Below are 15,315 nucleotides of genomic sequence, written 5' to 3'. Positions count from 1 at the left end.
TGAATAGATAGCTAAGTCTATTAAGCTAATATTGAATATATTAAGCGAGTTCAGTCAGTATGGCATTAATCATTAATGATGACTGACGTGCAGCAACAGGAAGAAATTCATCGAAACTTGTATGGGATTCTTTATCTGCAACATCAGAAATTGCGCGAACGACGACAAAAGGTACGGCAAACTGATAGCAAACTTGCCCGATAGCAGTCGCTTCCATTTCAACGGCTGCAACTTGTGGGAAAGTGGCTTTGATGCGAGCTAAAGGCTCTGCGCCATTGATGAAAGCATCACCACTACAGACTAAACCACGAACTGCATTCATCGACAGTTGTGAAATACATTTTTCAGCAACTTCAATGAGTTTTTGGTCAGCAACAAAGGCAGGAGGACATTGTGCCATTTGGCCAGGTTCATAACCAAAAGCGGTGACATCAGCATCGTGGTAGCGTACTTCAGTCGAGACAACGATATCCCCTACATTCAAACGTGAGTCTAATCCGCCGGCAGAGCCCGTATTAATAATTACATCGGGTTGAAAATGTTCTATTAATAGTGTCGTTCCAATCGCGGCTGCAACTTTACCAATACCTGATTTTAGTAAAGCAATATCTGCACCATTAATTTTACCCGTATAAATTTCACAACCTGCACGGCTGAGTGTTTGACAATCTTCAATTTGAGAGCGAAGAATAGCTATTTCTTGCTCCATTGCACCGATTATACCGATTTTCATTATTTCTCCTTTCCCTATCTACCTTGCTTAGCAGCAATTTAAATTATTTAGGGTAAATGTTCGCCATCGTGCTATAACACGAACGAGATAAAATATCCGCGATGCTTTGTATTGTAGATTTTTACTACGAATTGAGCTTGCGAATATATATTAAAAAGATACACAAAGTGTAACATTGAAACGTAAATTTTGGGCTGTTTTTCCAATGCTTGAAGACTAATAAATAAAAAGATAAGGGGCAGATGTGGACGATATTAACTTTTTAAAAAAACTGAGTTTTCAGCGCAACTACAAAAGTGCTATCAGTCAAAAAGTTTCTGCTGATGATGAAGACGCTGTAAATCGTTTATTTGAAAGTGATCGCGGACGAATTATTAATTCTGCTGCTATTCGTCGTTTACAACAAAAAACCCAAGTTTTTCCTCTAGAACAAAATGCCGCTGTGCGCAGTCGACTGACCCATTCATTGGAGGTTCAGCAAGTAGGACGGTACATTAGTAAAACTGTACTGAGTGATTTAAAAAAGAAAAAATTACTCGAAGAGTACGGATTAACTGAACGTTGTGATGCCTTTGAAAGCCTCGTAGAAATGTCATGTCTGATGCATGATATTGGTAATCCCCCTTTTGGACATTTTGGCGAAGCGGCAATTCAACGTTGGTTTAGCGCCTTACTTGCACCAAGTTATATTTTTACCGAAGAAACACCAGACCCTTGTCGAATCAAAGCACTTCAATTAACCGGAAACAAAAAACAAGATTTGTTTCGCAGGCAATTAAAGCAAGATCTCTGTTCATTTGAGGGAAATGCACAAGGGCTGAGAATGGCTCATCGACTATTGAAATTGAATTTAACCTACGCTCAGGTTGGTTCTATTTTGAAATATACCCGAGGCGCCTACGATCTTGAGCCTATCCCTGACGAATTTGATTATTTGATGAAAAAGCCAGGTTATTACTGGTCTGAAGCTGATTTTGTGAGTGAACTGACTAAAAAATTAGATATGGAGAAATATTGCCGTTTTCCTTTGACCTATATTATGGAAGCAGCTGACGATATTTCTTATTGTATAGCTGATTTGGATGATGCTGCTGAGAAAGGTATTTTTACTGTAGAGCAGTTAATTGATCATTTGAAAGCCGAGTGGGGGGAGGTCAAACAAGGTGATTTGTTCGAGCAAACCATCATGCGGGCTTATAATAATATTAGTGAAAACCATACTAGGCGCATTCAGCAAGATCAATTTTTTATGTATCTACGTGTCAATATTACAGGAAAATTAGCTTATTACAGTGCGCAGCGTTTTATTCAAAACCTCCCTGAAATTTATCATGGGCGTTTTAATAGCGCATTATTGGAAGATAAAAGCCCTGAGCATCGGTTATTAAAAGTATTGAAAACGGTCGCTTTTAAACACGTATTTAACCATCATGAAGTTGAAGAGCTGGAGTTACAAGGTTATCGCATTATTAGTGGCTTATTAGATGTTTATAGCCCGTTATTAATGATGGATAGAGCGGAATTTTCTTCGCTGGTAGAACATAATTTCCATAAACATTTTTTTATTGAAACACGTCTATTTCATAAATTGTCAAACAAACATCGTTTATCCTATGCTGAAGCTTTAGAAAAAGTGTCGGCAACGAATGAATCAGATAAATCCATCCTAGAGTTTTATTATCGAGCAAGATTAATTCAAGACTATATTAGCGGCATGACAGATCACTATGCCTATGAAGAATATCGTAAATTTATGGTGAGTAATTAGACATAATTGATTTTTGAAAGAGCATTAAGCGAGAAAAACTTATCAGTGGTAAATAATTTTGCTTAAAAAGCTGCTATTATGATCAGCTGTATTCTTAATTCGAATGCGACAGCATAAATTAGCTGTAATTTAGAATTGAGAAAATATAATATTATTTTTTGCAACTTATTACCTCGTAGTGACTATTATGGCCCAATTTTACTCGCCGAATCGCCGTACCACCCAGCGCCGTCAATTAACGGTAATTGCTGATAGTCTTGATGCCGCGGGGCAAGGTGTTGCCCGCGTTGAAGGCAAAGCTATCTTTGTAACAGGACTATTACCTGGAGAAGAAGCTCAAGTAGAACTGACCGAGGATAAACGTCATTTTGCTAAAGCAAAAGTTATCAAACGTTTTAATCATAGTTTGCAAAGAGTTAAACCTCATTGCCGTTATTTTAACCAGTGTGGTGGTTGTCAGCAGCAACATGTAGATATCTCATTACAGCGAGAAAGCAAAGCCAAAGCGCTACAGCATTTAATGGCAAGAGAAACGGGAAGTAACCTAGAAGCAATCCCTGTTATCAGTGGTGAAGCATATGGTTACCGCCGCAGAGCTCGTCTTGGATTACAATATCAACTAAAAAATAAACATTTGGTGATGGGATTCCGTCAAACACAATCGAATACCTTAGTTGATATAAAAACTTGCCCAGTTTTGCATCCTGCGCTTGATGCGCTCATTCAACCTTTATCTGAATGTCTAAATCAACTTAGCATTGCACCTAAATTAGGGCATGTAGAGCTCATTAATGCTGATAATAGTAAAATAGTACTTATCAGACATTTGGCTCCCTTTAAGATATCAGATAGAAAATTATTAGCGGATTTTGAACAACAAAATAACGTGTCAATTTGGCTCGCGGGTGATGAAGATAAACTACAGTCGCTGACACCATCAACGTTGATACCTGAATATCAAGTCGCAGGCGAGGTATTACAGTTTAATCCCCTTAACTTTATCCAAGTCAATGCTGAAATAAATCAGCATATGGTGAAGCAAGCGATAGAGTGGTTAGATATAAAATGTGACGATAGAATATTAGACCTTTTTTGTGGAATGGGTAACTTTACGTTGCCGATGGCTCGCTTGGCTAAATTTGTCGTTGGCGTTGAAGGTGTTGAAAATTTAGTCGAACGAGCAACAAATAACGCTAAGCGCAATTCTATTTATAATACAGCGTTCTATAATGAAAACTTGGAAGCACAAATTGATACGCAACCTTGGGCTGCCGAAGGGTTTAATAAAGTATTGCTTGATCCCGCCAGAGCAGGAGCTGCTGGCGTAATGGAACATTTAATTAAACTGATGCCAGAAAAAATTGTCTATGTTTCTTGTAACCCAACAACATTAGCCAGAGACAGCAAGCAATTGCTTGAGGCAGGGTATCGGTTGCTACATTTGCGGATGTTGGACATGTTTCCGCACACCAGCCATCTGGAGTCAATGGCGCTATTTATTCTTAGCCCAGAGGGTTAACAGGTAGGGAAAAAATATGGTTGCAGTAAGAAGTGCACATCTTACCCCAGCAGGTGAGTTCGCCCCAGAAAAGTGGGTTAGCGGTCTGGGATTAAATAATAAACAATCAGAAGAAAAGCTCATCCATACCTGGCAGTATTGTCATGATAAATTATCAGGACAAGAAATAGGCCCTCTATTGCTATGGCGCGGCATCGAGATGACCGAAATTTTATCCACATTGAGTATGGATATCGGAAGTCTGCAAGCGGCCTTACTATTTCCTTTAGTTGATGAAAAAAAACTAGATGATCAAGCCGTCATTGATGAGTTTGGGTCATCCATTTATGAGTTAGTGAAAGGCGTACTGGAGATGGACGCCATTCGCCAACTTAAAGCGACTCAATCGAGTGAAACTAGTTCCGTTCAAGTTGATAACATTCGTCGTATGTTGTTGTCGATGGTGGAAGATTTTCGTTGCGTTGTTATCAAATTAGCTGAGCGAATTGCCCATTTACGTGAAGTTAAAGATGCTAGCGAAGAAGAGCGCGTACTGGCAGCGAAAGAGTGTTCTAATATTTATGCACCATTAGCAAATCGTTTGGGTATTGGCCAATTAAAATGGGAATTAGAAGATTTCTGTTTCCGTTATTTGCACCCTGATGAATACAAAAAAATAGCTAAATTACTGCATGAACGGCGTATAGACCGCGAAGATTACATTGATAATTTTGTCAGTACATTACGTAAATATATGCTTAAAGAGCAGATTCAGGCTGATATTTATGGCCGTCCTAAGCATATTTACAGTATTTGGCGAAAAATGAAGAAAAAGGCATTGGCATTTGATGAGTTATTCGATGTTAGAGCCGTGCGTATTGTGGTTGAGCGTCTACAGGATTGCTACGCCGCTTTAGGGATTGTGCATACTCATTTTCGTCATCTTCCTGATGAATTTGATGATTATGTCGCAAATCCAAAGCCAAATGGTTATCAATCTATTCATACCGTGGTTCTTGGCCCTAATGGTAAAACCCTTGAAATACAAATACGCACTAGGCAGATGCATGAAGATGCTGAGCTGGGCGTTGCGGCGCACTGGAAATATAAAGAAGGTGCAACCGGTCTTGGAAAAGATAGTGGCTATGAACACCGTATTGCATGGTTGCGTAAGTTAATTGCGTGGCAGGAAGAAATGTCAGATTCTGGCGAAATGTTGGATGAAGTTCGCAGCCAAGTATTTGATGATAGAGTGTATGTCTTTACGCCAAAAGGTGATGTGGTTGATTTGCCAACAGGTTCAACGCCACTTGATTTTGCATACCATATTCATAGTGATGTTGGACACCGTTGTATTGGTGCAAAAATAGGTGGGCGTATTGTTCCATTTAGCTATCAATTGCAGATGGGTGACCAGATAGAAATTATTACCCAAAAACATCCTAATCCTAGTCGTGATTGGCTTAATCCTAATCTTGGATATGTCACGACCAGTCGTGGGCGAGCAAAAATTCAAAATTGGTTCCGTAAGCAAGACAAAGATAAAAACATCCTCGCAGGACGCCAGATTTTAGATGGGGAATTAGCACAGCTTGAAATTAGCATTAAAGATGCAGAGAAATTGCTGATAGCTCGTTATAACGTTCATTCATTGGATGAAGTGTTAGCAGGTATTGGCGGTGGTGATATTCGTATTAATCAACTGGTGAATTTCTTACAAGGTAAGTTTAATAAAACGACTGCTGAAGAAGCTGACCGTGCAGCAATGAAAACCTTGGAAAGCAAATCAACGGTACCACGTGCACCTTCTCATGATAGCGGCCGTGTCGTCGTCGAGGGTGTCGGTAACTTGATGCACCATATCGCTCGCTGCTGCCAACCAATACCCGGTGATGAAATCGCAGGATTTATCACGAAAGGGCGTGGAATTTCTATTCATAGTATTAATTGTGAACAATTAGCTGACTTACAAAGTCATGCTCCTGAACGTGTTATAGACGCTGTCTGGGGGGAGAACTATTCAAGTGGCTATTCTCTAGTTGTCAGGGTCGTCGCAAATGACCGCAGTGGGTTATTGCGTGATATCACGACTATTTTAGCTAATGAAAAAGTGAATGTATTGGGAGTAAGCAGCCGCAGTGATGTAAAACAGCAGCTAGCAACTATCGATATGACGATTGAAATTCATAATTTACAGGTATTGGCGCGGGTTCTTACTAAGCTGAATCAGTTGCCAGATGTTATTGAAGCGAAACGCCATTCCCAATAATATTCTTCATATTTCGAGCTGTGGCGTTGTTGGCTTCACTCGGTTACTCGGGTCACATACTTTTGTATGCTTCCCGAGATAACCTCATTTTGCCGCCTAGCCACAACTCAAACTATTTTGAATATTTGTGATTTGTGTGTGGTATATTTCGAGCTGTGGCGTTGTTGGCTTCACTCGGTTACTCGGGTCACATACTTTTGTGCGCTTCCCGAGATAACCTCATTTTGCCGCCTAGCCACAACTCAAACTATTTTGAATATTTGTGTGTGGTATATTTCGAGCTATAGAGGACTGCTGGGCCACTAAAATGAATTTTTAGATTGTTTCTATTTATTGTGCAGACAAGGTTTTATTGTAGTTGGCGTATTTGGTCTTTGCTTAAGTTCGTGCTTTCCATAATTAATTCAAGAGAAATACCGGATTTTAACAATTTAGCGGCAATTTCTAATTGGGTTGATTCACGTCCTTCTTTATGCCCTTCCTTATGTCCTTTTTTACGTCCCTGATCTTGTAAACGTAGTGCAATATTCATAATAGTTCCTTGATGTTATGAATTTTATTTTTTGCCGTTTAGCCATAACTCGAACTATTTTGAATATTCGTGAGTGATATATTTCGAGCTATAGAGCACTGCTGGGTCACTAAAATGAATTTTTAGATTGTTTCTATTTTATTGTGCAGACAAGGTTTTATTGTAGTTGGCGTATTTGGTCTTTGCTTAAGCTTGTGCTTTCCATAATTAATTCAAGAGGGATACCGGATTTTAACAATTTAGCAGCAATTTCTAATTGGGTTGATTCACGTCCTTCCTTATGTCCTTCCTTATGCCCTTCCTTATGTCCTTTTTTACGTCCCTGATCTTGTAAACGTAGTGCAATATTCATAATAGTTCCTTGATGGTTGTGAATTTGATTTGTTAGCTGTTTTATAATTTGAGTAAAGCTATGCGAATCAATTGTATAAAACCAGTAATAGAATATTTTATCGATGTCATCTTCATCATTATAGTCTTGATTTATTGCTTGGGCTAGATTAGCGATTATCTGATTAACATCATCCCGCAAATCTTTATGTTTCATGGCAAGCTCCATCACGGCTATCTTACGGTGTTTCAGTAGTTCATTATCATCAATAACAGTAATATCAATCAAAGGTAAAGGGTTAAAATAAAGTTCATTAGCTAATTCTGGAAATTGAAAACAATGGGTCCACATTTGTGAATAGGGGTAAGGCGTAATTTTCCCATTATAGAACAACATTGGAACAACAAAAGGCAATGTTTTATGGCCTTGTTGCAAATGTTGGCTCATAGCAAGAAAGGCATAATGCATGAGACGCCATGTCATTAGTTTATCTGGTACAGATTGGTGCTCTACAAGAACATAAATATAACCGTCGCCATGATGAGTCTCGATAGAATACAGAACATCCGATAAACGAGAACGTAGCTTATGGTCAATAAACGATGAATTGGTAAGTTGTAATGTATTAAAATCACATAATTGTTTAATATTTTTAGGTAAATGAATATCAAAAAAATCTCGCGCATTTCCCACTTTAGACATAAAGCCTTTAAATGCGGAGTCATGGGGTGTGTTATGGTAATCCGTTGTCATACTTGAAACCTTTCCATCTGTTTAATGACTAAAATATTAGCGAAATTTTAGTCTGGATATAGAAAAGTTAGTCCTAAATTTTCATATGACTGGAATAATTAACTTATTGTAATAAATGGTTAATTTAAGGTTTAATAAATAAAATTCCACTTGCTATTCATTTGATATAAAAATAGCGGTTTATGTAATTAAGCAAAACAAAGGTTAGTAAAATGAGTCAGGGAAAACTACAAATTGAAAGATTATTAAATATTATGAATAAGTTGCGTGACCCACAGGATGGCTGCCCGTGGGATAAAGTGCAAACGTTTAAAACCATAGCACCTTATACGTTAGAAGAAACTTATGAAGTGCTAGATGCAATTGAACGCGAAGATTTTAGTGACTTAAAAGGTGAGCTAGGAGACTTGTTATTTCAGGTCGTATTTTATGCTCAAATGGCTAAAGAGCAGTCTTTGTTTGATTTTGACGATATTTGCCAAGCGGTGAGTGACAAGCTAGAACGTCGCCATCCACATATATTTGATGCCGAAAATCAGCTGAGTAGTAGTGAAGTTATCGCGGGTTGGGAAAAGCGTAAAGCGAAGGAGCGAGCAGAAAAAGAACAATTTTCCGTGCTGGATGATATTCCGAGTGCATTACCTGCGTTAATGAAAGCTTATAAAATTCAAAAACGTTGCGCATCCGTGGGTTTTGATTGGGATACCTTAGGTCCAGTTGTTGGCAAAGTACATGAAGAACTTGAAGAGGTGATGGAAGAGGCGACGCAAGTGGTTATCAATGAACAACGCCTTGAAGAAGAATTAGGTGATTTATTGTTTGCTACAGTTAATCTTTCTCGTCATTTAGGTCATAAACCTGAAATGGCACTGCAAAAAGCTTGTCAGAAATTTGAGAACCGTTTTAGACAAATCGAAGAACGCTTAGCAGAAAGTGGCAAATCAACAGAAAGTGCTACACTTGATGAGATGGAGGCTTTGTGGGTTTCTATTAAGCGTCAAGAATAGTGGCTCGTCATATTTCGCACTACAGCGTTGTTGGCTGCGCTTGCTAATCTTAATTTTGGCATGAACTATTTAGGGCGACTAACTGATAGCCGTGTTTCAGATCAAAATAAGTTCAAATTCATCTTTTTTAAGGTATACAAAGAGCTGAAAGGATTTAGCTTTTGATTTTAAAGTGTGTTAGTCTTAAGAAATAGTGTTGGATGTGTATTTATCGAGCATAAATATATTTTCTATTTTAACTTGCTGATATTATTAGAGTATTGATGAAAAGTGGCCTTATTGTGCTTAGAACATTTGTAGCGAATTTAAGGTTCGGGTATACTGTTTTCCCGTCCTGTTATATCCATCATCTTTTAAACCTAAACTTTCAGGTTCAGCATGAAAACTAATTATATTTTTGTGACCGGCGGGGTCGTATCCTCTCTGGGTAAAGGCATTGCCGCAGCCTCATTGGCGGCTATACTCGAAGCCCGTGGACTCAATGTAACCATGATGAAATTGGATCCCTACATCAACGTAGATCCAGGTACAATGAGCCCAACTCAACACGGGGAAGTTTTCGTTACAGAAGACGGCGCTGAAACTGACTTAGATTTAGGTCATTATGAGCGTTTTATCCGTACTAAAATGACACGTCGTAATAACTTTACGACCGGACGTGTATATTCAGAAGTATTGCGCAAAGAGCGCCGTGGTGATTATTTAGGCGCTACGATCCAAGTTATCCCTCATATTACTAATGAAATCAAAGATCGCATCATCCGTGGTGGTGAAGGTCATGATGTTGTATTGGTCGAAATCGGCGGTACAGTGGGTGATATTGAGTCTCTGCCATTCCTTGAAGCTATTCGTCAAATGGCGGCAGAAGTTGGTCGTGAGCGCACGTTATACATACATTTGACCTTAGTGCCGTATCTTGCGGCAGCGGGTGAAGTGAAAACGAAACCAACTCAACATTCAGTGAAAGAACTGTTGTCGATTGGTATCCAACCTGATGTATTAATCTGTCGTTCAGACCGTGTTATTCCTGCTAATGAACGTGCAAAAATTGCACTGTTCTGTAATGTGCCAGAAAAAGCGGTTATCTCACTTAAAGATGTTGATTCCATTTATAAAATTCCAGCTTTGTTAAAATCACAAGGTTTGGATGAATATATTTGTACACGCTTCCATCTTGATTGCCCAGAAGCGAACCTTTCTGAGTGGGAACAGGTTATTTATGAAGAAGCTAATCCTGCTGGTGAAGTGACCATTGGGATGGTCGGTAAATATGTTGAATTACCTGATGCTTATAAATCAGTAATTGAAGCCCTAAAACATGCGGGTTTGAAAAATCGTTTAACGGTTAATATTAAACTGATTGATTCACAAGATATTGAAACACGTGGTGTGGAATTACTCAAAAATCTAGATGCAATTCTAGTTCCGGGTGGATTCGGTGAACGCGGCGTGGAAGGTAAGATTCTGACAGCACAATATGCACGTGAGAATAAAATTCCTTATTTAGGTATATGTTTGGGTATGCAGGTTGCTCTGATTGAGTTTTCGCGCAATGTTGCCAACATGAAAGATGCGAACTCCACAGAATTTAAGCCTGATTGTAAATACCCAGTTGTTGCGCTGATTACAGAATGGCGTGATGAAGACGGCAACGTTGAAGTTCGTTCTGAAGAGAGTGATCTTGGTGGAACAATGCGTGTTGGTGGTCAAGTTTGTCATTTAGTGAATGGCAGCTTAGTACGTGAAATGTATGGTTCAGAGACTATCACTGAGCGCCATCGCCACCGTTATGAAGTGAATAATATGCTACTGAAGCGTATTGAAGATGCAGGTCTTAAAGTTGCGGGCCGTTCAGTAGACAATAAGCTGGTTGAAATTATTGAGAATCCAAACCATCCATGGTTCGTGGCTTGTCAGTTCCATCCAGAGTTCACTTCTACACCAAGAGATGGTCATCCGTTGTTTGCAGGTTTTGTTAAAGCCGCTGGAAAATACCAGAAAGGTGAGTTGAAATAAGATATGGGGAAGTCAGCAAATCGTTGTTAACTTCCCAAAATTTAACTTGTACTGAGGAAAACCTAATGTCTAAAATTGTTAAAGTGATCGGTCGTGAAATCATTGACTCTCGTGGCAACCCAACTGTAGAAGCTGAAGTTCATTTAGAAGGTGGTTTTGTTGGTTTAGCTGCTGCTCCTTCAGGCGCATCTACGGGTTCTCGTGAAGCTCTAGAACTACGTGACGGCGATAAAGCACGTTATTTAGGTAAAGGTGTTCTTAAAGCAGTTGGTGCAGTAAATGGCCCATTAGCTCAAGCACTGCTCGGTAAAGATGCAAAAGATCAAGCCAACATTGATAAAATCATGATTGACCTTGATGGCACTGAAAACAAATCTAAATTTGGTGCAAATGCAATTTTAGCGGTTTCTTTAGCAAATGCTAAAGCGGCAGCTGCGGCAAAAGGTATGCCTCTGTATGAGCATATTTCTGACCTGAATGGTACTCATGGTCAATATTCAATGCCTTTGCCAATGATGAACATCATCAATGGTGGTGAGCACGCAGATAACAACGTTGATATCCAAGAATTCATGATCCAGCCTGTCGGTGCACCAACGCTGAAAGAAGCGATTCGTATGGGTTCTGAAATTTTCCATCATTTAGCGAAAGTGCTCAAATCTAAAGGTATGGGCACCGCTGTTGGTGATGAAGGTGGTTATGCACCTAACTTAGAATCAAACGCTGCTGCACTTGCTGCGATTAAAGTTGCTGTTGAACAAGCAGGTTACGTTCTAGGTAAAGATGTGACTCTGGCTATGGACTGTGCAGCTTCTGAGTTTTATAACAAAGAAACAGGTAACTATGAGCTGAAAGGTGAAGGTAAAACTTTCACTTCACAAGAATTCACTCATTATTTAGAAGAGTTGACTAAGCAATATCCAATCGTTTCTATCGAAGATGGTCTGGACGAATCTGACTGGGACGGTTTTGCATACCAAACTAAAGTTCTTGGCGATAAAATTCAATTAGTTGGTGACGATTTATTCGTTACTAACACCAAGATTTTGAAAGAAGGTATTGATAAAGGTATTGCTAACTCAATCCTGATTAAGTTCAACCAAATCGGTACACTGACTGAGACTTTGGCTGCAATTAAAATGGCGAAAGATGCTGGCTACACGGCGGTTATCTCTCACCGTTCAGGCGAAACTGAAGATGCAACTATTGCTGATTTAGCAGTGGGTACTGCGGCAGGCCAAATCAAAACAGGTTCTATGAGCCGTTCTGACCGTGTTGCTAAATACAACCAATTGATTCGTATTGAAGAAGCTCTAGGTAAAAATGCACCATTCAATGGCCTAAAAGAAGTTAAAGGCCAAGCATAATTTTGATTATAATTAGTTGATTTTAAAAGAGGGAAGCTAAGTGCTTCCCTCTTTTTTATCAAAAATAAAACTGACTCAGCTATCAAAGCTTTATTTTGTTTATGTTCGATACAATACTTGTTCAATTTTATTGTTTGCTATTATTTTTACACTATTTTATTAGTGTTATATTTTTATCCTGAGCTTAATTTAATTAAAAATTTTTAAGTTACTCAAGTTAACTAATATCAATTAAATTAGCTGATTAAGTAATGTAATTTTATTGTTTTTCATTAAATCAGTAAGTTAAAACCCAAAATAGTAGATTGTGTTTAAAGCTGAATATATCTGTCTTATAGTGATTTTCGCTATTTAATGCTTCGAATTTTACGATCTAACAGGTAGGTTTTTTGGAATTAATGACAAATACAACTAAATTATACGGTATAGATCGCATTTCTAAGTTATCCACATTTTAAACCCATTCAATTAACTCTATATTCCACTTCTCGTAAATAAATATTAACAATAAAACTCGAAATCAATTTGCTTCCGAGCTATGGAGTTTATATGGACGCTTCTGAATCTTTGACACCAGCAGTAGGACCTACCCCACCAAATAAAAGGGGATGGATTATCTTAGCTGTTGATATAGTAATATTAATTTTACTTTTGAAATATTTACCTTTTGACGATAAAGCCAATGCAGGCTTGGCAATGATGGTTTTTGTGGGAGTCCTTTGGTTAACTGAGGCGATTCACGTTACGATAACTGCTCTATGTATTCCAATTTTAGCAGTTGGTTTAGGGCTAATGAATACTGGTGATGCGCTTAAATCTTTTGCAAATCCGATCATTTTCTTATTTTTCGGTGGATTTGCATTGGCAACCGCTTTGCATATTCAAGGCTTAGATAGATTGATTGCTAATCGATTACTGATGGCTGCTCGTGGACGACTTTCTGTTGCTGTTTTGCTGCTGTTTGGCGTAACGGCACTGTTATCAATGTGGATTAGTAATACTGCAACGGCAGCAATGATGTTGCCATTAGTGCTTGGTATTTTATCTAACCTTGATGTTCGCCATGAACGAAACACTTTTGTATTTGTATTATTAGGAGTGGCATATAGTGCCAGTATTGGTGGTTTAGGAACTATTGTTGGAAGCCCTCCAAATGCAATTGCGGCTGCGGCGTTAGGTTTAGATTTTCTATCATGGATGAAATACGGTATTCCAATCATGGTAGTGTTGTTACCAATGATGTTTGCTTTGATGTATATGATGCTACGCCCAAATCTTAAACACCGTTTTGAAATAGAATTAGAACAGGTTGAATGGAATGGAAAACGCATCACAGCAATGACTATCTTCTTATTAGCAGTAGTTTGTTGGATTACGAGTACTTTTATTAGTGAAGCACTCGGTGGCATTAAAGATTTAGATACAATTATTGCAATGAGTGCGGCAATTTTAATCGCTATAACAGGCGTTGCGACTTGGTCTCAAATTCAAAAAAATACTGAATGGGGCGTATTAATGCTATTCGGTGGTGGTTTAACTTTGAGTGCAATTTTAAGTACTTCAGGAGCCAGTAAGATTATGGCCGACTGGATGCAATTAACTTTTGGTGAGAGCCACTGGTTTATTATTATTTTAGCTGTTACGACCTTCATTATTATATTAACTGAATTTACAAGTAATACGGCAAGTGCGGCATTATTGGTACCTATTTTTGCAACAGTTGCAGAAGCATTAGGTATGCCTGTAATCGTATTGACAATGATCATTGGTATTGGTGCTTCTTGTGCCTTTATGTTGCCTGTAGCGACACCACCAAATGCAATTGTTTTTGGGTCTGGTTATATAAGGCAAATTGAGATGGTACGAGTCGGTGCGGTATTAAATGTTGCCTGTATCATTGTTATCTCACTATTTGCATGGTTCTTCTGGCTCTAGTAGACACTAATTTAGTATTGTATCTTTAGTATATAACGGCCTCATAATTTATGAGGCCGTTTGTATTACTGTACGGGTTTTGCAATGAGTACTTGCTGGTTTTTCCCTATTTGAATTTTTCCTGAACTAGCTACTGAAAAATCAGCATCTCCGCGTAATGAAAAATTCATGGTTTGAATAAGCCCTTTTATATCAATGTTATTTTGCGGACATAAAAAGCTATCTTTACATTGATATTGATGACTTTCAAATGAAATCAAGCGTCCGAGTAGCTTTGCATTCTCGCTTAATTCTAATTGACTACCTTCGCTATAGGGAATACTTGTTTTAAATTTAGAACCTGAACGAATAATACCTTCTCTTGGTGAAATGGAAGCACTTCCCGATGTACTCAAATAGTTTTGTATGGCAGAGGTAATATTTATCGCATTTTGTAATTTAATTCGATCAGCAAATACATTTAGTTTAGATAGTTGAATTGGCTGCGCTTGCTGCTGACTAATACTGATTTGACTTGTTGGGCTAACTGAAAATTTTAACTGGCTATAGTCTTCTAATGGTTTAGCTTCTAACTGTTTGTCTTTATTTTTTATATATTGCTTATCCATACTACCTGCGATAAGAGAAAGACTATTGATATTGCTTACGGTTCCATCAACCCATGAAATTCCATTAGGGTTGGCTATAATAAGATTAGCAGCTTGTCCTTTAATACCTAGTATTCCTTGAATTTTACTTTCTTCAGTTCCTGTCACTTCGGCTAATATTAATTTTGCTGCTTTATCAGTAAAATTAATATTATCACTGATATCATTATTAAAAATAAGTCCATGCTCATTAGATGATAAACTATCGAATGAATTGAATGAAATATCATTTTTAAGGGGGGCTTCAATATTAATGACTTTCGCTTTGGCTACATCAGGTTGAGCAAAGACCGGGAAATTAAAGCAAGACAGAAAAGTAGTTGCTAGATAGATAAAAAAAGATTCATTATTTATTACATCTCCTTGTAATAATAATCCTAATTGAAGTCATAAACCATAACTCATTTTTTATTTTTATTCTTGTATCAAAAAATAATATAGGTGTAATGATTTATGTTA

General features: G+C 38.1%; 11 protein-coding genes. 7 read left to right on the top strand and 4 right to left on the bottom strand.

Features of this window, described 5'->3' with window-relative positions; genetic code table 11:
- Positions 1 to 40: 40 nt before the first annotated feature.
- Entirely contained in the window at positions 41 to 733 is a 693-nt protein-coding gene (gene mtnN, locus AAZR93_RS08660) for a 5'-methylthioadenosine/S-adenosylhomocysteine nucleosidase (RefSeq protein WP_434719555.1), read from the bottom strand.
- Positions 734 to 977: 244 nt separating this feature from the next.
- Here mtnN and dgt point away from each other — a divergent pair, with 244 nt between their 5' ends.
- The 3 genes from dgt (at position 978) to relA (ending at position 6,268) form a co-directional block, all read left to right on the top strand.
- Positions 978 to 2,501 (top strand): dGTPase, encoded by a 1,524-nt coding sequence (gene dgt, locus AAZR93_RS08655; protein ID WP_434719554.1) that lies wholly within the window; start codon positions 978 to 980, stop codon positions 2,499 to 2,501.
- A 187-nt stretch (positions 2,502 to 2,688) separates the two neighbouring features.
- The gene (rlmD, locus tag AAZR93_RS08650; RefSeq protein WP_434719553.1) at positions 2,689 to 4,020 is read left to right on the top strand and encodes a 23S rRNA (uracil(1939)-C(5))-methyltransferase RlmD; all 1,332 of its coding nucleotides are present in this window, start codon (positions 2,689 to 2,691) and stop codon (positions 4,018 to 4,020) included.
- Positions 4,021 to 4,036: 16 nt separating this feature from the next.
- On the top strand, positions 4,037 to 6,268 hold the full coding sequence (gene relA / locus AAZR93_RS08645; protein WP_294104889.1) for a GTP diphosphokinase: 2,232 nt from the start codon (positions 4,037 to 4,039) through the stop codon (positions 6,266 to 6,268).
- A gap of 349 nt (positions 6,269 to 6,617) precedes the next feature.
- On the opposite strand, the gene AAZR93_RS08640 is transcribed toward relA, so the two are convergent.
- Together AAZR93_RS08640 and AAZR93_RS08635 are read right to left on the bottom strand one after the other, a co-directional pair.
- A complete protein-coding gene (locus AAZR93_RS08640) occupies positions 6,618 to 6,800 on the bottom strand; it encodes a hypothetical protein (RefSeq protein WP_294104887.1) in 183 nt (60 codons plus the stop codon).
- Positions 6,801 to 6,957: 157 nt separating this feature from the next.
- Positions 6,958 to 7,884, bottom strand: coding sequence for an Rpn family recombination-promoting nuclease/putative transposase (locus tag AAZR93_RS08635; RefSeq protein ID WP_434719552.1), 927 nt, complete (start codon positions 7,882 to 7,884; stop codon positions 6,958 to 6,960).
- Positions 7,885 to 8,096: 212 nt separating this feature from the next.
- Here AAZR93_RS08635 and mazG point away from each other — a divergent pair, with 212 nt between their 5' ends.
- The 4 genes from mazG to AAZR93_RS08615 all read left to right on the top strand — a co-directional run bounded on the left by mazG (position 8,097) and on the right by AAZR93_RS08615 (position 14,209).
- A complete protein-coding gene (gene mazG, locus AAZR93_RS08630; RefSeq protein WP_434719551.1) occupies positions 8,097 to 8,891 on the top strand; it encodes a nucleoside triphosphate pyrophosphohydrolase in 795 nt (264 codons plus the stop codon).
- A gap of 378 nt (positions 8,892 to 9,269) precedes the next feature.
- Positions 9,270 to 10,907, top strand: a complete 1,638-nt coding sequence (gene pyrG, locus AAZR93_RS08625; RefSeq protein ID WP_294104881.1) for a glutamine hydrolyzing CTP synthase — start codon at positions 9,270 to 9,272, stop codon at positions 10,905 to 10,907.
- Positions 10,908 to 10,972: 65 nt separating this feature from the next.
- Positions 10,973 to 12,274, top strand: coding sequence for a phosphopyruvate hydratase (gene eno / locus AAZR93_RS08620; protein WP_434719550.1), 1,302 nt, complete (start codon positions 10,973 to 10,975; stop codon positions 12,272 to 12,274).
- Between the two features lie 549 nt (positions 12,275 to 12,823).
- On the top strand, positions 12,824 to 14,209 hold the full coding sequence (locus AAZR93_RS08615) for a DASS family sodium-coupled anion symporter (RefSeq protein WP_294104876.1): 1,386 nt from the start codon (positions 12,824 to 12,826) through the stop codon (positions 14,207 to 14,209).
- A 65-nt stretch (positions 14,210 to 14,274) separates the two neighbouring features.
- Here AAZR93_RS08615 and AAZR93_RS08610 read toward each other — a convergent pair whose 3' ends face one another.
- Entirely contained in the window at positions 14,275 to 15,111 is an 837-nt protein-coding gene (locus AAZR93_RS08610; RefSeq protein WP_434719654.1) for a filamentous hemagglutinin N-terminal domain-containing protein, read from the bottom strand.
- Between the last annotated feature and the right edge of the window lie 204 nt (positions 15,112 to 15,315).

This window comes from Providencia sp. Je.9.19 (genome assembly GCF_051129765.1).
Lineage (GTDB): Bacteria > Pseudomonadota > Gammaproteobacteria > Enterobacterales > Enterobacteriaceae > Providencia.
The sequence above is the reverse complement of the archived record's forward strand: the minus strand, read 5'-3'. Positions and strand labels throughout refer to the sequence as shown.